Genomic DNA, 19,346 nt, shown 5'->3' with positions numbered 1-19,346 from the left:
TAGCCTATTCCGGGGTGCCCGCAGCCCTAATTTCGGCCCAGCTCCAGTAGCGACGCGGTGTGATGGTGGCGTATCGGCTCTCGAAAAAGCGGACTACCTCATCCTCCACTTGCTGGGGCGAAATGGAAGACGAATAAATCGGCCGCTGGTCGGGGTCGGCGTAGCGCTGGGCCTTCGTGAGACCTTTTCCACCCAGGCGTAGTAGTGGCCCCGTGTCGGTAATTCCGTCAAAGGTCCAGCGGCGGCTGCCTTGTTCTAATTCGTTGAGGCAAGCAGCTAAGGTATCCAGCGGGAGTCGGGGTAGTGTGGGTCGGCTTTCCAGGTCAATCCAGGTAGTGTACTTGTACTCAAACTCGTAGCGCTGTCCATCGTAGATGCTCAGGACCATATCAGCACCAGCAGTGGGCCCGAATAACGCGTAGTATGGCAAGGGCTCGGGCGTACGCACTACTACCAGACCAATAGCAGGGTAGCTGGTACGGATGGTAGCGGGGCTGTGCACTACCTCTAGTGCTTGGCGCACGCGCAGATATTCCGGCTCCCAGCTCGCCTGGCCCACCTCCGGGTCTTCTAGCACGGCCTGAAAACGGGGCAGAAACCATTCAAACTTCTCGGCCGATGCCTCATCTTCCCGCCGCCGCCGGGCAGGCGCCCCAAAGGGCTCGTAGAAACGGACTTTTTCCTCAGCATTAAGCCAGCACACTAGCTTTAGCGCCTGGTCGGCGAGCGGGTGCTGCCAATCCAACTCCCGAAAGTCGCCGAGGGTAGCCACCAGGCGCAGCAACTCTTCGTACTGCACAGCCGCTTGCGGATGTAGCAACGCCCATACGCCCACAAACCCATCCACATCAAAGTGATTGGCCGTAACGGCCCAGGCTTCCAGCCCTGGTGTGTGGGGGGCATGCAACGCCCGCAAGGCCGAACCTGCGCTGGTATCGTCGCGGAGTGCCTCGGGTGTAGCGGCGCCGCGCCAATGCGCCAGGGTTAGGGTAGCTCCCAGGCCCGTACTGTCTACTACTATGGTTGGCTGCTGCCGCAGCTGTCGGAAAGGAACAAAAGTTTTCAAAAACGAGATATGAAGTACCCCTACTTTAGGGAGTACGTTGTATACCAGCAAATGTAGTCTGTGCCCTCAACCTCGGAGCTTTTTGCCGCGCCGATTTGAAATATGCTCAACCCGGCTCCTACGAATCCAGTGCAAGTATTTCTGTAGCTCCTCCGCCGACTGTAATGCTTCAATGGTAGCGTAACGCCGGGCAAGCTCTCGGTTGCTCAGCAGCAAATGAACAGTACTATGGCATGGCTGGCACAAATCGACGGTGGGGCCGTGCCGCCCGCCCTCCTCGCGCGGCACCAGGTGGTGACGTGATACGTGCCGAACCTCGCGTTGGCAAAGCTCACAGTGTGTAGGAGTTGCCCCCGCCAAAGTAGCTATGGGTGGGGCTGCGCGGCGCCTAGTCATTGTAAAGCGAGCTTGATGGCAAAATACTAAAATGTTCTTTTACCAAGAATTAGTATTCTACTATAAAGGTTGAACAAAAAAGAGAACAAAGTTTTGTTAGCACTTCCGATTTACTTCTATATTTGGTTGCAGGCCAGGTATATGGCTACTTGAAGGAGCGGTGAGTATGGTTTGTTCATCTCTTTTTCCGGCTATGTAGACGAAGGGGTTGCACCTTCTATATCTTTTGATTTTTCACTTTCTCCATTTTGCGTATGCCCATTTCTACTTCCTTCTCTTTTTCGCGTGTATTACGGGTAGCGGGTTTGCTGCTAGCCCTGCTTGTGCTGAAGCCGTCGACCTCGCACGCCCAAACTTGGCTGGTGTCAACTGATGCGTATGTTAAGCTAGGAGTGATGGATAAGTTTGGACAGCTCGGCACCTATTCTGCCAAGTTCATCGTCATCGATCAAACTACTGGCAAGGAATACGCGCTGACAAAGCAAATCCCTACCGGCCAGCACGGCATAGACGTAATCTTCCCGTCGGAGCCGGCAGAGGCAGATTATTTCAAAACCGAAACCGGCGAAGCGGCCAAAGCAAAACCCGGCCGCTACACCTGGGAGTGCCACGTAGGCGGAAAAAAAGTAGTTGGCGGCCGTTTTAATTTTTCTGAAGTCGCGAATGATGTTACCTTGGTAGGGAAAAATTAAATTTCTTTCCCTTCACTCACTTCATTACCCAAAGCCCGACGTTGCAGCGTCGGGCTTTTTTGTGCGGTGAAACTACGTGTAGGATGACTCTTTTTGCGGGCAGTTGCGTACAGAAACACTGCGTTGTTTCACTCTTAGCATTCTCGCCTCATGGCTAAAAAGTCGTTTTCTGAGCTGATTAATAGTCCTGGTATGCCCGTGCTAGTTGACTTTTACGCCGACTGGTGTGGCCCTTGCAAGACCATGGCCCCCATCCTGGAGCAGGTTGCCGCTCAGCATCAAGGAAAGCTCAAAGTTGTTAAGGTCGACGTTGACCGTAACCAAGCCGCGGCCCAGCAATTCCGGGTGCAGAGCATTCCTACCCTGATTTTATTTCACAAGGGCCAGCCCGTGTGGCGCCAGGCAGGTGTAGTGCCCGCCGCCCAGCTTAGCCAAGTAGTGCAAGGCGTGCTACAGTAGCCAACCGCTACCAGTACTACTTGCCACATCCCCTGCTGATAAACTAACTGTTCGGCTCCCGCGTTTGGGCTAGGCAGGGCTACCTTTGCTCTGCTACCCTTCCTTTTGCCGATGACTCTACGGTTTATTATCTGTTTATCAGGGCTGTTGTTTATGCTGTTGCCGGCTCCCGTATGGGCGCAGGTGCAATACACGATAAGCGGCTACGTTCGGGCGGCAAACACTGGTGAAGCACTGCCCGGCGCTACCGTGGCGGCTCCTTCCCTGGGCCTAGGCGCTACTACCGACGACAAAGGCTACTATGTGCTTACCCTACCCAGCGGGCCCCAGCAGGTAGTAGCTTCTTTTATTGGTTACCAAAATCAGCCGCAGACTATCACCCTTACCCGCAATCAGCGGACAAACTTCAACCTAGCCGAAGCTACTAATACCTTAGGGGAAGTAGTGGTACAAGGCTCGGGTACGCTAGAGCAGAAGCTGCAAACCACGCAGATGAGCTTGGAGCGCCTCACCACCCGGGAAGCCAAGCTGCTACCAGCCCTCTTCGGGGAAGTAGATCTGCTGAAAACGTTGCAGCTGAAGCCGGGCGTGCAAAATGGCGGCGAAGGTACTAGTGGCCTGTTTGTGCGGGGTGGCTCCGCCGATCAGAACTTGTTTCTGGTGGACGATGCCGTAGTATACAATCCAAGCCATTTATTCGGGCTGTTTTCGGTGTTCAACCCCGACGCCGTGCAAAGCGTGGACTTGTACAAGGGAGGATTTCCGGCTCAGTATGGCGGGCGCCTATCGTCGGTGGTCGACGTGAAGATGCGGCCGGGGGAGCCGGAGAAGCTGGGACTCAGCGGCGGCCTGGGGCTGATTTCTTCTCGCCTGACGTTGGAGGGCCCGCTACCCAACAAAAAGGGTTCGTGGCTGCTATCGGGGCGCCGCACTTACTTCGACGTGTTTACGCGCCAGATCAATAAACTTAATGAGGGGCAGGACGACTACAACCCCATCCCCGATTACTATTTCTATGACCTCAACGCCAAGGTAAACTACCAGTTAGGAGCCAAAGACAACCTATTTATTACGGGCTACTTAGGGCGCGACGTGTTTGGGTTTGGCTCACAAAACGGGTTCGACTTTAATTTCAACTGGGGGAATACCGTTGGCTCAGCGCGGTGGAACCACGTGTTCAACCGGCGCCTGTATGTAAACACGACGGCAGCAATTACGCGCTACGAGTACAACATCAGCAACGCCCTCGATCAGTTTAGCTTCAACCTAGCCTCTGACATCCGGGATTTGAGTTTGCGCACGGATTTCGACTACGCGCTTAACGACCGACACGCGGTAAAATTTGGCGCTACCCTTACTGACCACCGCTTTGGTACGGGCCGCCTGCGGGCAGGTGCCGAGGATGGCTCCCTCAACTTGGGCTCCAACATTAACTACCGCGGGCAGGAAGCAGGCTTGTACGCGTCAGACAACTTTCGCGCTTCCGATAAGCTACAACTGGATTATGGGGTGCGCCTTTCCGGCTTTCAAAGCGGTAGTGACCGGTACGTTGGGGTAGAGCCACGGGCATCGGGCCGTTACTCGCTTACGTCGCGCACTTCCCTCAAAGCCAGCTACGCCCTAATGTACCAGTATGTGCATTTGGTGTCAAACTCCGGGGCTTCGCTGCCAACGGATATTTGGTACCCCTCGCGCGGGTCGGTGAAACCGCAACGCTCCCAGCAGGTAGCTACCGGCGTGAGCTTCTTGCTGGGCAACGGCCGCTACTTGCTCACCAACGAGGTATACTACAAGTGGGCGCAACGGCAAATTGACTTCAAAGACGGCGCACAGCTATTTGTGAACCCCGACCTGGACTCGGAATTTCTATTCGGCAGGGGCTGGGCATACGGCAACGAAATTTACGTGGAGAAGAAAACGGGCCGTACCACCGGTTGGATTGGCTACACCTTGTCGTGGACCAAACGGCAGTTTCCGGCCCAGCGAGGCACGGCGGGCATCAACAACGGCAACCCGTTTTACCCCAACTACGACCGGCGCCACAACCTTACGGTGGTAGGCCTGCACCGGCTCAATCACCGGATTCAACTCACGGGCTCCCTGGTCTACACTTCTGGGCAAGCTACTACCCTACCCCTGGGCCGGTTCGTCTTGCAAGATGTTTACGGTTCCGATGCCTCAGCAGTGCCCATCTACCCCCAACGCAATACCTACCGCCTGGCTCCCTACCACCGCCTCGACTTAGGCCTGGTATACAAGGTAAAGCCCCTGCGTGAAGGAGGCGAGTCTGACTTCACCTTCAGCGTGTATAATGCCTACAACCGGCGCAATCCGTACTTCGTGTACTTCGACCAAGTGAAGGACAAATCCACTAATACCGTGACGAGCTACCGTGCCCGCCAGGTGTCCCTGTTTCCAGTCATCCCCTCGGTGACGTACAACTTCAAATTTTAAGCACCCCGCATGCTCACTAGGTCGATCTTCCAAACTCTAGCGCCGATGATTACACGGCGGAGCTTAGGCTACACGCTGGCGGGGGTGTTGCTGGCGAGCTGCGGCTTGCAGAAAGACATTGACGTAGAACTGCCAGCCTACCCCGCCCAGTTGGTGGTAGAGTGCTACCTAGAGCCTAACCGGGTACCGCGCATGTCGGTGACGGAAAGCGGCTCTTACCTCGCTGAACCGACGCCAAGAATCCCCCAGGATGTGAAAGTGGTACTCACCCTGCCCTCGGGCCGCCACGATACCCTGGACTTTAAGCCCGGTATTAACCTAGCTACCGGAAAGGCCTACACGCACATTGGGCGCAGCCGCATTAGTGCCTCACCGGGCCAAACCTTTCAGTTGGAGGCCTATGACACCCAGGGCCGCCGGGTTACGGGCTCGGCCACCATGCCCGCCATTGTGCCCATCGACAAGGTAGAGTGGAAGTTTAATGACCTGAGTGGGGAGCAGCGCAAAGCCTACGTGACCACCCAGTTTCAAGACCCTGGCAATACGGTCGACTTCTACCGTTTCCAGATTCACAAGAGCACTGTGGCTACCGACCCGGAGGTGGAGTATACTATTGAGGACCGCCTCAACAATGGCACCAACTATACCTTGGGCACGAGCTATGAGTTTCAAACAAATGACACGCTGTTTGTCACGCTCTACCACCTCAACCAGCCCTATTTTCAGTTTTTGCAATCGGTAGAGGAAGCACGCAATGCCAACGGCAACCCGTTTGCGCAGCCTTCTGCAGTCCGTAGTACGGTAGAGGGTGGCATTGGCGTTTTCACCGTGCTGAGCTACCAGCGGCAGCGCATCATTGTGCGGTAGAAATAAATTTCGAGCGGCAGGCAACTTTCTGATTGCGGCTAGGCTCACCTTATTACCTATCCATCTTTATTCATGTTAGTATGTCTCGTACTATTACTACCCTCCTCCCGGCCCTCTTCCTTGTAGTGGGCAGTCTTTCATTGAGCAGTTGCGAAAAGCAAGAAGACGCTAGACCGTGTGGCTGCACGCCACCACCCCAAGAGCCTTTCATACCTGCTTCCATAAGCCAAGTGAACACGTGGTGGTTGAACTCGGCCACTACCTCGGGCAAAACTGCCATCGGTTCCGATATCAAGGACCGGTACTCCATACGGTTCCAAGCGGATGGTAGCTACATACAAACCTTGCTACAAGACAGCACGCAGTTCAAGGGCAAATGGATGCTCATGGGCACCGAAAATCGCACCCTGCACCTTACAGACCACAAGGGAACTGAGCAGGAGTACACCATAGCAAGTGCCACTGTTAACTCGCTATTCTTTTGGCGCGCTGGCAAAGATGGAAAAACCGAGATGTATCTGTTCAAGCCTACTCTATAGCTTCCTATACTCTCACAAAAAAGGCTGCTACGCATACGTAGCAGCCTTTTTTGTGCTCACCATCTAGCGTACTACAGGCGCTCCAGCACCCGCCGAAACAGCGCCGTAAGGCGGGGTTCGGCTACGGCCGCCGTGCGCAGAATGTCGGCTATGTCCACTTTCTTGAGCTTGCCGGGCGAGGCTAGGTCGGTGATGACGGATATAGCCAGCACGGGCAAGCTCATTTGCACCGCGGCAATAACTTCTGGGGTGGTGCTCATGCCTACCGCATCGGCGCCAATAGTGCGCAGGTAGCGGTACTCGGCAGGAGTTTCCAGCATGGGTCCGGAGAGGCTGGCGTACACCCCGCGGCGCATATACTGGCTTAGACCTAGCTCTTGGGCAGCCTCCTCAGCTAACCGGAGCAGGCCCAAGTCGTAGGGCTCCATCATGTCGGGGAAGCGAGGCCCCAGCTCGTCAAAGTTTTTACCGATCAGGGGGTTAGTGGGCTGTAGGTTGAGGTGGTCCTCAATCAGCATCAGGTCGGAGTAGTCGAAATCGGGATGCAGGCCACCGGCGGCATTGCTCACGAAGAGCTTCTGAATACCCAGCAGCTTCATCACGCGCACCGGAAACACTACCTGCTGCATAGTGTAGCCCTCGTAGTAGTGGAAGCGGCCGTGCATCACTAGCACCCGCTTGCCTGCCAGCATACCGGCTAGCAACTTACCCGCGTGGCTTTCTACCGTTGATACCGGGAAATGGGGAATATCGGCGTACGAAAAAGACTGGTGCACCTCCACTTCCTTGGCCAGGGCACCCAAGCCCGTACCCAAAATAATGCCTACTTCGGGCTGGAAGTCTGGTAGGCGTTGGCGGAGGTAAGCGGCGGCTTCGTGAAGTTCGTGCATGGAGAGTAGTTGAGGTTGGGCTTGCAAGGTAGTACTACCCTATGAACTACGAGGTACATAAAAAAGGCGGCTGGTACCGTACCAGCCGCCTTTCTAGTTATGCACGAGGCGAGCTACTGCACATTCATCTCAAACGGCATCCGCGCCTGCACGCCATTCATTTGGCTGAGCGTCTTGTACTGCTTGTACAGTGGGTACATGGGTCCCATTTCCTCCTTCACGAAGTGCAGGCGGGCTTCTTCGCTGAAGGAAGTGAACAGGTTTTCGGCAAAGCTTTTCTGGCGGGGCAGCTTCTGAATGCTGTAGTCACCTTCTTTCAGCTTGGCACGGCGGGCCGCAATGCGCAGCGCATCGTCGAACGAGCCGAGCACATCAACCAGGCCCCGAGCCTTGGCTTCAGAACCCGACCATACCCGGCCCGAGGCCAAGCGGCGCAGACGCTCCACGGGCATATGGCGGCCCGCAGCGGCCTTAGTAGTGAAGTCGGCGTAGATGCGGTTAATTTCCGCCTGAAACTGCTGCTGCTCGAAGGGAGTGAGGGCCCGGGTGATGGTAGGAAAGTCGGAGAACTTGCCCGTTGTTACGCGGTCAGTGGTTACGCCAATCTTGTCGCGCAGGAAGGGTTCGATGTTGGGCAGTACTCCAAACACGCCAATGCTACCCGTAATGGTAGTTGGGTGCGCCACAATGGTGTCGCAGCCCATGGCAATGAAGTAGCCCCCAGAAGCCGCCACATCAGACATAGAGCAGATGATGGGCTTCACCTTCTTCGTTAGCATCACCTCGCGGTAAATGATGTCGGAAGCTAGGGAAGACCCTCCGGGCGAGTTTACGCGCAGCACTACTGCTTTCACTTTATCGTCGAGGCGGGCCTTGCGGATAGCCTCGGCAAAGCGGGTGCTACCAATGCTTTCGTTGCCCCCCTTGCCCGTTACAATGTCGCCTTCCGCGTACACCACCGCAATGCGGTTGCTACCCAGCTCGGCATCCGTATCCTCCCCTTTTGAGTAGTCGCTTAAGCTAATCAGGCTTAGCTTTTTGTCTTTCGCTACGCCCAGCTTACCCTTCATGTAGTCGGTAGCTTGGTCGTAATACCCTAGGTCTGTCACGAGGCCCAAGCGCTTGGCATCGTCGGCGTTGTGCACCAGCATGGAGTCGGAAATGACTTTGGCGCGGCCCAGGCTCAGCTTACGAGCTTTGGACACATCAGCCAGCACAGCATCGTTGATGGACGTCAAAAACGACTTGGTTTGCAGGCGCGCCGAGTCCGACATGTTGGTGCGGAAGTACGGCTCCACGGCGCTCTTGAACGAGCCCACCCGGAAGATCTGTGCCTGCACCCCTAGCTTATCGAACAGGTTTTTGTAGTACATGGTCTCGGAACTGAGGCCATTGAACTCCAGCGTGCCTTGAGGGTTCAGGTACAGCTTATCGGCTACGGAAGCGAGGTAGTAGCTTTTTTCCGACTGCGCATCGGTGTACGAAACAATGAACTTACCCGACTTCTTGAAGTCGACAAGTTCTTGGCGCACTTCCTCCAGGGAAGCCATACCCCCCTGCACCAGCTCTAGGTTCAGGAATATACCCTTGATATCCTCGTCTTCTTTGGCGCGGCGAATGGTTGCCTTCAGCTCATCTAGCCCGATGCTGCTAGCTTGCCCGCCCGTGAAGCCCGACAATGGGTTATCAAAGCTCCGCTCACCCAGGGGTTTGTCGAGGGTAAGCTCCAGTACGGAGTTGCTAGCTACGGTTACTTCCTTGTCGGAAGAAGCTAGGCTGACAACTATTCCAACCAGCAGAATAATGCTCAGCAAGCCGAGAATGAATATGCCGGTGATGGTGGCCAGCACATACTTAAAGAATTGTCTCATTGAAAAAGAAATAGCGCGTTTGGTCTCTAAACAAATGTAAAGGCTTTTGGAGTGCCCTGCCGCCTATTCAACCAACAGGCACATTTGGGCGGTGAAAGCAGGATAAAACCGCGCTAGAAAGCCCCGCTCAACTGCGCCACTCCACCGAGACGGGTAGTTTAGTAGCCGTACTTCTGGCCCCACCACTGCTGAAGCCGCTCGCGCATTTTGTGTTCCTGCGCATTGTCGCCGGGGTGGTAGAACACGGTGCCGCTGAGCTGGTCAGGCAGAAACTCCTGGTAAGCAAAGTTGCCGGCATGGTCGTGAGAATACTGGTACTCATTGCCGTAGCCCAGCTCTTTCATCAGCTTGGTGGGCGCGTTGCGCAGGGGGATGGGCACGGGCGCAGGACCGTGCTGCCGCACGTAGGCGCGCGCCTCCCGAATGGCTTTGTAACTGGCATTGCTCTTGGGCGAAGTAGCCAAGTACACTACCGTCTGACCGAGAATAATATCCGATTCCGGCATGCCGATAACCGTTACGGCCTGAAAGCAGCTTTGGGCCAGCATCAGCGCGTTGGGGTTGGCGTTGCCCACGTCTTCGGAAGCCAGAATGAGCAGGCGACGAGCAATAAATTTGGGGTCCTCCCCTCCTTCCAGCATCACGGCCAGGTAGTACAGCGCCGCGTTGGGGTCGGAGCCGCGGATGCTTTTGATAAAGGCCGAAATAACATCGTAGTGCATTTCGCCGCCCTTGTCGTAGCGCGCGAGGTGCTGCTGGGCCAGTTGCTGCACGCCCTCATCGGTGATGACGATTTCGCCGGTTTTGGGGTCGGGGCGGCTGGCCTCCACCACAATATCGAGTAGGTTGAGGAGCTTGCGCGCATCGCCGCCGCTGATGGTGAGCAGGGCACCGTAGTCCTGCATGCGCACGTTTTTCTGCTTGAGCACTTCGTCCTCGGCCAGTGCTTTATCCACCAGGCTCATTAGCACCTCCTTGCTCAGGGGCTCTAACACATATACCTGCGCCCGGCTCAGCACGGCAGGAATAACTTCAAAGGAAGGGTTTTCGGTGGTAGCCCCAATGAGCGTAACAATGCCCTGCTCCACGGCCCCCAGCAGGGCGTCTTGCTGACTTTTGCTGAAGCGGTGAATTTCGTCAATAAACAGCACTGTGCCACGCTGGCGCTTGGCTTTTTCAATGACGTCGCGCACGTCCTTCACGCCGGCATTCACGGCGCTCAGGGAAGCAAAGGGCTGCCCCAGCTCCTGGGCGAGCAGGTTGGCCAGCGTGGTTTTGCCTACGCCGGGCGGGCCCCACAGGATAAGGCTGGGAAGGCGGCCGGCGTTGAGGTAGCGCCGAAGCACGCCGTCGGGCCCAATAAGGTGCTGCTGGCCAGCGTACTCCTCCAAGGACCGGGGGCGCATTCGCTCGGCGAGGGGAGCACCCGGACGAGGACCCGCAGGCTGCGGTGGGGTAGGCGTCGGGTCAGAATCGAAAAGAGAACCAATAGACATGGGAAAGGAAATAGGAAGCCAGCGGCTAGGGAGCCAGCGCCGCAACAAAGCTGCGCAGAATGACAAAGGTCGGAGTACCTTCGCTGTAGTGAAAGCAGACCTGGCAAGCTAGTTCACCGGGTTGGTACTCCTACGAGTTCTACGAACTCTTTGCTGCTTGGTGCAGGCGCGCTGCCCACGCCCTATTTTTTGCTCATGAAGAACGCTCTGCGGGTTCACACTGCCTTGTTTGTGGTGGCCCTTATTTACGCCGCCAACTACAGTATTTCGAAAGACGTGATGCCGCGCTACATGGGTCCTTTCGGGCTGGTGCTGCTGCGCATAGTGGGCGCCACCCTGTTTTTTGGCGTTGTAAGCCGCATTGTAGCGCCCCAAGACCGTATTAGCGGCCGCGCCGATAACCTGCGGGCCATTGCCTGCGGAGTGCTGGGCATCGGGCTCAATCAGCTGCTGTTCTTCTCCGGCCTCAACCTCACTTCGCCCATTAATGCGTCGCTTATTCAAACGGTAGCCCCCATTATCACGGTGCTGGCCTCGGTGGTACTGCTGGGCGAGAAGATGACCTTGCCGCGCGTTTTGGGTCTTGGCGTAGCGGGCCTTGGGGCGGCTCTCATTATTTTGGGCCGCGGGCACGGCCCTGCGGCGGCACCAGGCCAAGACACCATGCTAGGCAACCTATTCATTTTGCTCAATGCTACTGCCTTCGGCATTTACCTGGTGTTGGTAATGCCCCTGATGCGGAAGTACCATCCGTTTACGGTCTTGGCCCGCATCTTTCTGGTAGGCGCGGTGCTGGCCGTACCGGCCGGCTGGCAGCAAGTGCAGCAACCCGACTACGCCAACTTTCCACCTAGCATCTGGGCTGCCATTCTCTATATGGTCATTTGCCTGACCATCTTGGCTTACTTGCTTAACAACTGGGCACTGAAATACGCTTCTCCGGCCCTGCTGGGGGCTTATATCTACTTACAGCCGGCCTTGGCCGTGCTTATTGCGGTAAGCCTGGGCAAAGACACCCTTACCACGGCTAAGGCCGTACAAGCCCTGCTCATTTTCGTCGGTGTATTCCTGGTAAGCCGGAAGCCCAAGCCCCAACCAGTGGTGGCCGTAGCGCAAGAATAACCTAGCGGAAGCAGTGCCACCCAGAGCAGCTAGTATGCACTAGCCGCATGCAGGCGCTACCGGGCGTTACCTCCACTTGTCAGTCCTCCGACTTATCTAAGCGGCTGGCGAATTTCCAGATCATCAGCACGCCAGCCACAAATTGCACCACTAGCCCCATGAGCACCACTATACCAGCGGCAGCTATCTGCTGGGTTTTGAGGTAGCTAGCCAGTAACATTAGCCCCAAGCCAACAAGTAAGACGATAAACAGCGTGCGGTAAGAAACAGAGGTCATGAGAAGTGCTATACAGAGTACAAACTAAGCTTACTAACGAGAAAAAGCCCCGGTCAGCTAGCTGACCGGGGCTTTTTCTACTGGTACTGGGCAGCTTACAAGTGAATCACCTCGCCGTAGGCGGCGGCAGCGGCTTCCATTACGGCTTCGCTCATAGTGGGGTGCGGGTGCACCGACTTAATGATTTCGTGACCGGTAGTTTCCAGCTTGCGCGCCACTACTACCTCGGCAATCATTTCCGTCACGTTGGAGCCAATCATGTGGGCGCCCAACCACTCGCCGTACTTCTTATCGAAGATGACTTTCACGAAGCCATCCTTTACGCCGCCAGCGGAGGCTTTGCCCGAAGCGGAGAAGGGGAATTTACCAACCAGGATGTCGTATCCCTGCTTCTTGGCTTCCTCTTCGGTGAGGCCAACTGAGGCAATTTCCGGCGAGGCGTAGGTGCAGCCCGGAATGTTCTGGTAGTTGAGCGGCTCGGGGTGGTGACCAGCTATTTTCTCTACGCAGATGATGCCTTCGGCCGAAGCTACGTGCGCCAGGGCGGGGCCGGGGATGATGTCACCAATGGCGAAGATGCCGGGCACGTTGGTCTGGTAGAAGTCATCAACCAGCACGCGGCCTTTCTCTACCTTAATGCCAAGTTCCTCAAGGCCAATGTTTTCGAGGTTAGTGGTTACGCCCACGGCGCTCAGCACCACGTCGCACTCCACTTGCTGCTCGCCTTTGGCCGTCTTGATGGTTACTACGCAGCCAGCGCCGCTAGTGTCCACCTTGGTTACCTCTGCGCTGGTTAGCACGTTGATGCCGATTTTCTTGAAGGATTTCTCCATCTGGCGCGACACCTCTTCGTCTTCCACGGGTACAATGCGGGGCAGGTATTCCACCACCGTCACTTCCGAGCCCATGGTGCGGTAGAAGTAGGCAAACTCAACGCCGATGGCGCCGGAGCCTACTACCACAAGCCGCTTGGGCAGTTGGGGCAGCACCATGGCCTGGCGGTAGCCGATAATTTTCTTGCCATCAACGGGCAGGTTTGGCAACTCGCGCGAGCGGGCACCGGTAGCCAGGATGATGGACTTTGCTTCCACGATTTCCTTAGAGCCGTCCTGCTTGGTTACTTCTACCTTGCCGGGAGCCGAAAGCTTGCCCGTGCCCGATACAACGTCAATCTTGTTCTTTTTGAACAAGAAGTTGATGCCCTTGCTCATGCCATCAGCTACGCCACGGCTGCGCTGAATCACGGCATTGAAATCGTAGCCTATGCCATCGGCCTTGAGGCCATAGTCGCCGGCATGGTTGAGGTATTCGAATACCTGAGCGCTCTTGAGCAGGGCTTTGGTGGGGATACAGCCCCAGTTGAGGCAGATGCCACCGAGCGACTCGCGCTCCACCACGCCTACTTTCAGACCAAGCTGCGAAGCCCGGATGGCGGCCACGTAGCCGCCGGGGCCGCTGCCGATAACGACCAGGTCGTATTGCAATGCCATGTTGTGTTCAGTTGAAGGTTGAGTAGGGGAAACACCGCCCAGCGCAGAAAGGCTCCGCAGCGGCCCGGCAAAGATAGGCACGGCGCGCAACTCCGCACGCGCCCAATTTTCGGCCCGATTTTAGGCATGTAACAAAATTTTGTCCTACCCTTCAGCCATTGTGCAGTCCACGCCGTAGAAGGGCCGTTACCGTTTTTTAGGCTACCAAGCCGCCTGCACCCCGCACCCCCACACCATGAAGTCACTGATACTCACACTCCTGTCTGCTACTACCTTACTTGCAACCACGCAGTGTGCCCGCAGCACCACCGACGTAGAACGACCCACTACCTCGGCCGCCCGCAATCTGAACCGCGAAGCAGTTGTGGCCCGCGCCGCCGATAGCACTGCCCGTTCTTCCATGAATGTTACAGCGTCGGCGGGGGCTACTTCCCCCGCTCCTACCGTAGTAGAGCCCGCAGCCCGCAAGTCGAATGCCGATTACAAGGCGGAAATCCGTACGGCCGACGCCATTCTTAAGAGCAAACCTCGGGATTTCGACGCCCTACTGACGCGCGCCAAGGCCAAAAGCCATCTTAAGGAGTACAACGAGGCTATTCTGGATTACAATGCTGCTGTGCGCCTCAAGCCCACCAACGCCGAAGTATACTACAACCGCGGCCTCAACCGCCTGAAATTGAAACAGTACAATCCGGCTATCAGCGACTTCAACAAGGCCACCAAATATAATCCCCAGGATAAGGAAGCTTTCTTTGGCCGCGGCGCCGCCAAGATGCAGATGTTCAATTTTAAAGGTGCCATCCCCGACTTCACCAAGGCACTGGCACTGGACCCCAATTACGCCGATGCGTACGAGTACCGCGGCATTAGCTACTCCTCTATCAACAAACCACTGGAAGCCAAAGCCGACCTAGAAAAAGCCGCTCAACTCAACCCAGAAGCGGTGAAGAGCCTCCGTCGCTACGCTGGCAAATAGTCCGGCACTTGCTCAGAGAGCACCACTTAAAAAGAGGGCAACCCGGTAGCGGGTTGCCCTCTTTTTACTTACCGGCCTAGTAGCAGTTTCAGGTAGAAACTGGGCTGCCGGAGCCGCTCGCGCAAATCCAGATCGAGAAACATATTGCTGATGGTCTCGGCGAGGGTTGGGTTGTTTGCGGCGCGGGAGGCCACAAAGTTGAACAGCCACGGATAGCTCAGCAGACGCTGCATTACCCGGCTAAGGCGCAGCTCCTGCCACAGCCGGTTGTACACGGCACCATCGTAACCGCGCAAAAACGCCGGGGAGAAATCTTGCGCCACGAGGGCGCGCCCAGCCCAATCGGCGGCGTGACGCCCCGAAATGATGGCGTGCCCGATGCCCTCCCCCGTGAAGGGGTCGATGAGGGAGCCGGCGTCGCCGAGCAGTAAGTAGCCCCTGCCCGATAGTGCTCGGCGCTTGGAGCCTAGCGGCAGTCCAAAGCCCCGCACTGGTCCCAGGCGCTCGGCCCCGGCAAAGCGCACTTTCAGGGCTGGGTGGGCTTGTAGCATGTCGTCGAGCCGCTGACGCAGATTTACTTTTTTCTGGGATACCGCTTCCGTGAGCATCCCTACTCCCACATTAGCCTCGCCGTTGGGTAGTGGAAATACCCAGAGGTAGCCCGGCAGAAAGTCTTTGATAAAGTGCAGCTCAATGAAATTATCGGGGCTGAGACCTTGCACACCGCGGTAATACGCCCGCAGGCCCGCGCAATGGTGGGCCGGCTCCAGGGCGTGCCCACCTACCTGCCGGGCAAAGCTAGACTGAGCCCCATTGGCAACTAACAGCAGCCGGGCCGTAGCTATTTCTGTGCCGTCGGCGGCCGTTAAGCGCCAGCGGCCGTCGGGCAGTTGCTCGTGGTTAGCAACGTCTACCCCTTCTTGAAAGTCGATTTCGGGTCGGCAGCGCACCTCTTCTACTAGGAAGTTGTCAAAATGGAGGCGCTTGATGATGTGGCCGGCGGCGGCATCTGTGGCTTTATTAAAGCGCGGCTTGAACGGAACGCTGAGGCGGCGGCCGTTCGGAGCATAAAACTCGATTCCCCAACTGGGCAACTGGGCGGGGGAAGTTTCCAGCTCGGCGGGTAGCTCCGGACGAATGCGGCGCAATTCGGCCAGCACTTTGCCGCTGAGGGCGTCGCCGCACACTTTGTCGCGGGGGAAGCGGGCCCGGTCGAGGAGCAGGCAGGGGCGGCCGGCATTGGCCAAGTGCAGGGCCGCGGTGGCTCCACCAGGTCCGGCTCCTAGTATACAGATATCTACGTCGGGCATAAGAGGCGACGAAGATACGAGCGGACGGCATTGCAGACTGGCATTCCTGGGGTGAAGCCCTAACACGTAGCCCATAAGTTGGCGGGTAGGCTGGGTGAGCGCGCCATTTTACGGAGCAGGAAGGCGTATTTCTGGCTTCTGCTAGCTTTGTGAGTTTCACGCCTACTCTCCCTATGCCGCTACGACTTCTACACAGCGAACCTTCCATCTCCATTTTTTACGACTACCACCACAACTGGCTATATGCCAACTGGACTGGTGACCAAAGCCTAGAATCGGTGCAGGGAGGCTGCCTACTCCTGCTCGACTTTCTGCGCAACGAGCGGTGCTCAAAGGTTCTTAACGACAACACGGAGGTAACAAGCATGTGGAGCGATGCCTCGGAATGGGTGGGCGCCACTTGGTTTCCGATGATGGCCGACGCGGGTCTTGAGTATTTCGCCTGGGTTTACTCCTCCAATGTGTACAGCCGCCTGTCGGCTGATCTTTCCATGCAGCATACTACCCGGCCCATTGTCCTGTCCTTTGACAGCCAGGAGCTAGCCACCAGTTGGCTACGGCTTATGTAAGCGTGGGGGGCACTAGTTACGAAGCTAGGGTAGAACATAGAACCCGTTCGTTACTTACCTTCGCCCCCATGACGAAACTGCTCGACGGAAAAGTAGCCCTGATAACGGGCGCTTCTAAAGGAATCGGCCGCGCCATTGCGGTGCATTTCGCCCAACTGGGCGCCCAGGTAGCCTTCACCTACCTCTCCAGCGTGGAGAAAGGTCAGCAACTGGAAGAAGAATTAGCCGCCCACGGCACCAAGGTAAAAGGCTTCCGCTCCGATGCGTCCATCTACGCCGAAGCTGAAAAGCTGGTAGATGATGTGGTAGCGGAGTTTGGCAAGCTGGATATTCTGGTAAACAACGCCGGCATCACCCAGGATGGTCTGCTCATGCGCATGAGTGAGCAGCAGTGGGACCAGGTTATTGCCGTAAACCTGAAATCGGTGTTTAACCTGACTAAAGCAGCCACTAAGCCTATGATGCGCGCCAAAGCTGGTAGCATTATCAACATGACTTCGGTGGTGGGTATCAAAGGCAACGCCGGCCAGGCCAACTATGCGGCTTCCAAGTCGGGTATCATCGGCTTTACGAAGTCGGTAGCGCTGGAATTGGGCTCGCGCAACATCCGTTGCAACGCCATTGCTCCCGGCTTCATTGAAACCGAAATGACGGATGCTCTCGACCAGAAGCAGGTAGATGAGTGGCGCAAAGCTATTCCGCTAAAGCGCGGCGGCTCTCCCGAAGACGTGGCCAAAGCCACCGCCTTCCTTGCCTCCGATAATTCGAGCTATATCACCGGACAGGTGCTACAGGTAGACGGTGGCATGCTGACCTAGTCGTCCTAGGCTCCTTCTTACTCTGGGCCCTTTCGCTTAACCACTCCGCTTGCTAAGCAGCGTGTTTAAGCGAAAGGGCTTCTTTATGCGCTGACTTTTCGTCCCAACCAACATTCAACCTATTATAATACAAATACTTACCGCATTATCAATCTGCATTAGGATGATGGCCGCTCTGTATTACATCCTACTCCAGATGTGTTAGGTAGGATATTGCAGGACAGGGTAGTAGTGAAAGTGTAGCCTTCCGTGGGCCTACCTGGGCATAATGTTTTTTACTGGACTATTTATAGTTCAGTTTCTCCACTAGCCTCGGGTACTTCTGCTACCCTATACCTGTTGCGCTTAGCAGGCTTGGAGTGTAAGAGCCTTGCTCTTAGCGCTAGTAGGCTCGCTGCGTACCCCTGTGAGTTAGGGGCCAATTAACAAGCCCTTTTGTACATCTACCAGCGGTTTGCAAAGGCTCTTATACACCCACCCGATTTTGATGGTACAAGTCTGTCCAGCAGCTACTCATGTCGGCTCCTGACAAGCAAAATCGGCTTTGGTAAACAAATAAATAATTGTACTATTTTATAGATATATGTTATTATCTATTCTTTAGTAACAATTTCATAATAAACCGATCCTATCCGAGGTGTAATTTTGTGGCTTGGCCGATACCCATATGGGTCGGCTGGAACTTGTTTGAATACTTTTTTCTTGCCGCTGTATGTCAAAAAATTTACGCAGTTATCTGCGCTGTTTATTTCTACTCTCGTGCTTGGCGTATGGTCCGGTTCGCGCAAGTAGCCCAGCCACTGAGGAGTCTGCCGCAGTTACTTTTCAAGAGTCATTCGACACGGGGACCAAGCCGGACTATCCTGCGGCTTCTGCGGCACTGGCTACTGGCAACTGGACCCTGACTAATGCCGCGCTAGGTAGCTCCGACGCTGACCACAAGACCGGTACGCAGAGTGTGCGCCTGCAGCAAAACGGCAAGCTCACCATGGAGTTCTTCCTGCCAACCGGAGCTTCTACCATCACGGTGCAGCACGCCATCTACGGCACCGACGCCAGCAGCAGCTGGGAGCTGTGGGCCCAGTCAGAGGCCTGCAACTGCAACAAGTGGACAAAGGTGGGAAACACAGTATTCACGACCTCCCCTACCCTACAGGTAGTATCCTTTACCGCTAACATTCCCGGCCACGTCAAATTCGAGATTCGGAAGACATCGGGTGGGGCGGCCCGGCTAAACATCGACGACTTCGCGGTGACGGAGTACGGCGTGGTACAGCCATCGGTTGACAACGACAACTTAGCCCTGGGTAACCCAAGCGGCGCCACTACGGACCTCAACTCGTATAACAACTACCTGCTCACAAAGCCGCAGTTCGTCATTGGCTACAACCGCGACCAGGGCAAGCCTAACTGGGTGAGCTGGCACCTGGACATCACCAACCGCGGCAGCATTGACCGCCAGGACGACTTCCGCAACGATACTTCCCTACCCGCGGGCTGGTACCAAGTACAAAACACCAGCTACTCCAACACGGGCTTCGACCGGGGCCACAACTGCCCTTCTGCCGACCGTACGTCTACTCTGGAAGATAACTCAGCTACCTTCTTGATGACCAACATGATGCCGCAGACGGGCGACAACAACCAGGGCCCTTGGGCCGCGCTGGAAAGCTATACCCGCACGTTTCTGCCCAGCAATGAAGTGTACGTCATCTGCGGCAGCTACGGCGTAGGCGGTGGGGCAGGCGGCCTGATTACCTCCATTGACCAAGGCCGCGTGACGGTGCCCAAGCGCACCTGGAAGGTGATTGTGATTCTGCCGGTAGGCGACAATGACGTCGCGCGCATCTCCGCTACTACCCGGGTCATTGCCGTGGATATGCCCAACACTACGGGCATTCGGGAAACCAACTGGGGCACGTTCCGCACCAGCGTAGACGCCATTGAGGAGGCCACCGGCTACGACTTGCTGTCGAAGCTGCCGCTGGAGGTGCAAGCGGCCCTCGAATCGAAAGTAGATGCCGGTCCGGCGCTGTAGTTTTCTCTTCCTGTTG

At 56.2% G+C, this 19,346-nt stretch carries 17 protein-coding genes; 10 read left to right on the top strand and 7 right to left on the bottom strand.

Annotated features, from left to right (window positions below):
* Positions 1-4 precede the first annotated feature (4 nt).
* Positions 5-1,066: a DUF6687 family protein gene (locus CHB83_RS17300; RefSeq protein ID WP_089333591.1), complete on the bottom strand. Its 1,062-nt coding sequence runs from the start codon at positions 1,064-1,066 to the stop codon at positions 5-7.
* Positions 1,067-1,716: 650 nt separating this feature from the next.
* On the opposite strand from CHB83_RS17300, the gene CHB83_RS17290 reads away from it, so the two are divergent.
* The 5 genes from CHB83_RS17290 (at position 1,717) to CHB83_RS17270 (ending at position 6,473) form a co-directional block, all read left to right on the top strand.
* Positions 1,717-2,154 (top strand): hypothetical protein, encoded by a 438-nt coding sequence (locus tag CHB83_RS17290; protein ID WP_045690200.1) that lies wholly within the window; start codon positions 1,717-1,719, stop codon positions 2,152-2,154.
* A gap of 150 nt (positions 2,155-2,304) precedes the next feature.
* Positions 2,305-2,613 carry a thioredoxin gene (gene trxA, locus CHB83_RS17285; protein ID WP_045690199.1) on the top strand — a complete coding sequence of 103 codons (309 nt, stop codon included), beginning with the start codon at positions 2,305-2,307 and terminating at the stop codon, positions 2,611-2,613.
* A 111-nt stretch (positions 2,614-2,724) separates the two neighbouring features.
* Positions 2,725-5,067: a TonB-dependent receptor gene (locus CHB83_RS17280; protein ID WP_089333532.1), complete on the top strand. Its 2,343-nt coding sequence runs from the start codon at positions 2,725-2,727 to the stop codon at positions 5,065-5,067.
* A 45-nt stretch (positions 5,068-5,112) separates the two neighbouring features.
* On the top strand, positions 5,113-5,934 hold the full coding sequence (locus CHB83_RS17275; RefSeq protein WP_179225554.1) for a DUF4249 domain-containing protein: 822 nt from the start codon (positions 5,113-5,115) through the stop codon (positions 5,932-5,934).
* A 230-nt stretch (positions 5,935-6,164) separates the two neighbouring features.
* Positions 6,165-6,473 (top strand): hypothetical protein, encoded by a 309-nt coding sequence (locus CHB83_RS17270; RefSeq protein ID WP_089333530.1) that lies wholly within the window; start codon positions 6,165-6,167, stop codon positions 6,471-6,473.
* A gap of 71 nt (positions 6,474-6,544) precedes the next feature.
* Here CHB83_RS17270 and CHB83_RS17265 read toward each other — a convergent pair whose 3' ends face one another.
* The 3 genes from CHB83_RS17265 to CHB83_RS17255 form a co-directional block, all read right to left on the bottom strand.
* Positions 6,545-7,363, bottom strand: coding sequence for a purine-nucleoside phosphorylase (locus tag CHB83_RS17265; protein ID WP_045688751.1), 819 nt, complete (start codon positions 7,361-7,363; stop codon positions 6,545-6,547).
* A gap of 113 nt (positions 7,364-7,476) precedes the next feature.
* Positions 7,477-9,234: a signal peptide peptidase SppA gene (sppA, locus tag CHB83_RS17260; RefSeq protein WP_045688750.1), complete on the bottom strand. Its 1,758-nt coding sequence runs from the start codon at positions 9,232-9,234 to the stop codon at positions 7,477-7,479.
* Positions 9,235-9,392: 158 nt separating this feature from the next.
* Positions 9,393-10,640 carry a replication-associated recombination protein A gene (locus CHB83_RS17255; protein ID WP_245855380.1) on the bottom strand — a complete coding sequence of 416 codons (1,248 nt, stop codon included), beginning with the start codon at positions 10,638-10,640 and terminating at the stop codon, positions 9,393-9,395.
* Between the two features lie 285 nt (positions 10,641-10,925).
* On the opposite strand from CHB83_RS17255, the gene CHB83_RS17250 reads away from it, so the two are divergent.
* Positions 10,926-11,852, top strand: a complete 927-nt coding sequence (locus CHB83_RS17250) for a DMT family transporter (RefSeq protein WP_045688754.1) — start codon at positions 10,926-10,928, stop codon at positions 11,850-11,852.
* A 79-nt stretch (positions 11,853-11,931) separates the two neighbouring features.
* On the opposite strand, the gene CHB83_RS23590 is transcribed toward CHB83_RS17250, so the two are convergent.
* Both CHB83_RS23590 and lpdA read right to left on the bottom strand, forming a co-directional pair.
* On the bottom strand, positions 11,932-12,129 hold the full coding sequence (locus CHB83_RS23590) for a hypothetical protein (RefSeq protein ID WP_143437176.1): 198 nt from the start codon (positions 12,127-12,129) through the stop codon (positions 11,932-11,934).
* A 95-nt stretch (positions 12,130-12,224) separates the two neighbouring features.
* Positions 12,225-13,619, bottom strand: a complete 1,395-nt coding sequence (gene lpdA / locus CHB83_RS17245; RefSeq protein ID WP_089333529.1) for a dihydrolipoyl dehydrogenase — start codon at positions 13,617-13,619, stop codon at positions 12,225-12,227.
* A gap of 235 nt (positions 13,620-13,854) precedes the next feature.
* On the opposite strand from lpdA, the gene CHB83_RS17240 reads away from it, so the two are divergent.
* Positions 13,855-14,595 (top strand): tetratricopeptide repeat protein, encoded by a 741-nt coding sequence (locus CHB83_RS17240; RefSeq protein ID WP_052695539.1) that lies wholly within the window; start codon positions 13,855-13,857, stop codon positions 14,593-14,595.
* Positions 14,596-14,663: 68 nt separating this feature from the next.
* Here the strand turns inward: CHB83_RS17240 and CHB83_RS17235 are convergent, their stop codons facing one another.
* Complete coding sequence (locus CHB83_RS17235; RefSeq protein ID WP_089333528.1) at positions 14,664-15,905, bottom strand: NAD(P)/FAD-dependent oxidoreductase; 1,242 nt, start codon at positions 15,903-15,905, stop codon at positions 14,664-14,666.
* 173 nt (positions 15,906-16,078) lie between these two features.
* Here CHB83_RS17235 and CHB83_RS17230 point away from each other — a divergent pair, with 173 nt between their 5' ends.
* The 3 genes from CHB83_RS17230 to CHB83_RS17220 all read left to right on the top strand — a co-directional run bounded on the left by CHB83_RS17230 (position 16,079) and on the right by CHB83_RS17220 (position 19,330).
* On the top strand, positions 16,079-16,474 hold the full coding sequence (locus CHB83_RS17230) for a hypothetical protein (RefSeq protein WP_045690132.1): 396 nt from the start codon (positions 16,079-16,081) through the stop codon (positions 16,472-16,474).
* Positions 16,475-16,542: 68 nt separating this feature from the next.
* Positions 16,543-17,292, top strand: coding sequence for a 3-oxoacyl-[acyl-carrier-protein] reductase (gene fabG / locus CHB83_RS17225; protein ID WP_045690133.1), 750 nt, complete (start codon positions 16,543-16,545; stop codon positions 17,290-17,292).
* A 712-nt stretch (positions 17,293-18,004) separates the two neighbouring features.
* A complete protein-coding gene (locus tag CHB83_RS17220) occupies positions 18,005-19,330 on the top strand; it encodes a DNA/RNA non-specific endonuclease (protein ID WP_236705045.1) in 1,326 nt (441 codons plus the stop codon).
* Positions 19,331-19,346 lie beyond the last annotated feature (16 nt).

Origin of the sequence: Hymenobacter mucosus (genome assembly GCF_900188255.1) — a bacterium.
Taxonomy (GTDB): Bacteria; Bacteroidota; Bacteroidia; order Cytophagales; family Hymenobacteraceae; genus Hymenobacter; species Hymenobacter mucosus.
The sequence above is the reverse complement of the archived record's forward strand: the minus strand, read 5'-3'. Positions and strand labels throughout refer to the sequence as shown.

What these genes read in the sequence shown, in the direction of transcription:
- CHB83_RS17255 (WP_245855380.1), bottom strand. Translation starts at nt 10,640, where the DNA reads ATGCGCCCCCGGTCCTTGGAGGAGTACGCTGGCCAGCAGCACCTTATT.
- CHB83_RS23590 (WP_143437176.1), bottom strand. Translation starts at nt 12,129, where the DNA reads ATGACCTCTGTTTCTTACCGCACGCTGTTTATCGTCTTACTTGTTGGC.
- CHB83_RS17240 (WP_052695539.1), top strand. Translation starts at nt 13,855, where the DNA reads ATGAAGTCACTGATACTCACACTCCTGTCTGCTACTACCTTACTTGCA.
- CHB83_RS17290 (WP_045690200.1), top strand. Translation starts at nt 1,717, where the DNA reads ATGCCCATTTCTACTTCCTTCTCTTTTTCGCGTGTATTACGGGTAGCG.
- lpdA (WP_089333529.1), bottom strand. Translation starts at nt 13,619, where the DNA reads ATGGCATTGCAATACGACCTGGTCGTTATCGGCAGCGGCCCCGGCGGC.
- CHB83_RS17230 (WP_045690132.1), top strand. Translation starts at nt 16,079, where the DNA reads ATGCCGCTACGACTTCTACACAGCGAACCTTCCATCTCCATTTTTTAC.
- CHB83_RS17235 (WP_089333528.1), bottom strand. Translation starts at nt 15,905, where the DNA reads ATGCCCGACGTAGATATCTGTATACTAGGAGCCGGACCTGGTGGAGCC.
- trxA (WP_045690199.1), top strand. Translation starts at nt 2,305, where the DNA reads ATGGCTAAAAAGTCGTTTTCTGAGCTGATTAATAGTCCTGGTATGCCC.
- CHB83_RS17220 (WP_236705045.1), top strand. Translation starts at nt 18,005, where the DNA reads ATGTCAAAAAATTTACGCAGTTATCTGCGCTGTTTATTTCTACTCTCG.
- CHB83_RS17265 (WP_045688751.1), bottom strand. Translation starts at nt 7,363, where the DNA reads ATGCACGAACTTCACGAAGCCGCCGCTTACCTCCGCCAACGCCTACCA.
- sppA (WP_045688750.1), bottom strand. Translation starts at nt 9,234, where the DNA reads ATGAGACAATTCTTTAAGTATGTGCTGGCCACCATCACCGGCATATTC.
- CHB83_RS17275 (WP_179225554.1), top strand. Translation starts at nt 5,113, where the DNA reads ATGATTACACGGCGGAGCTTAGGCTACACGCTGGCGGGGGTGTTGCTG.
- fabG (WP_045690133.1), top strand. Translation starts at nt 16,543, where the DNA reads ATGACGAAACTGCTCGACGGAAAAGTAGCCCTGATAACGGGCGCTTCT.
- CHB83_RS17250 (WP_045688754.1), top strand. Translation starts at nt 10,926, where the DNA reads ATGAAGAACGCTCTGCGGGTTCACACTGCCTTGTTTGTGGTGGCCCTT.
- CHB83_RS17280 (WP_089333532.1), top strand. Translation starts at nt 2,725, where the DNA reads ATGACTCTACGGTTTATTATCTGTTTATCAGGGCTGTTGTTTATGCTG.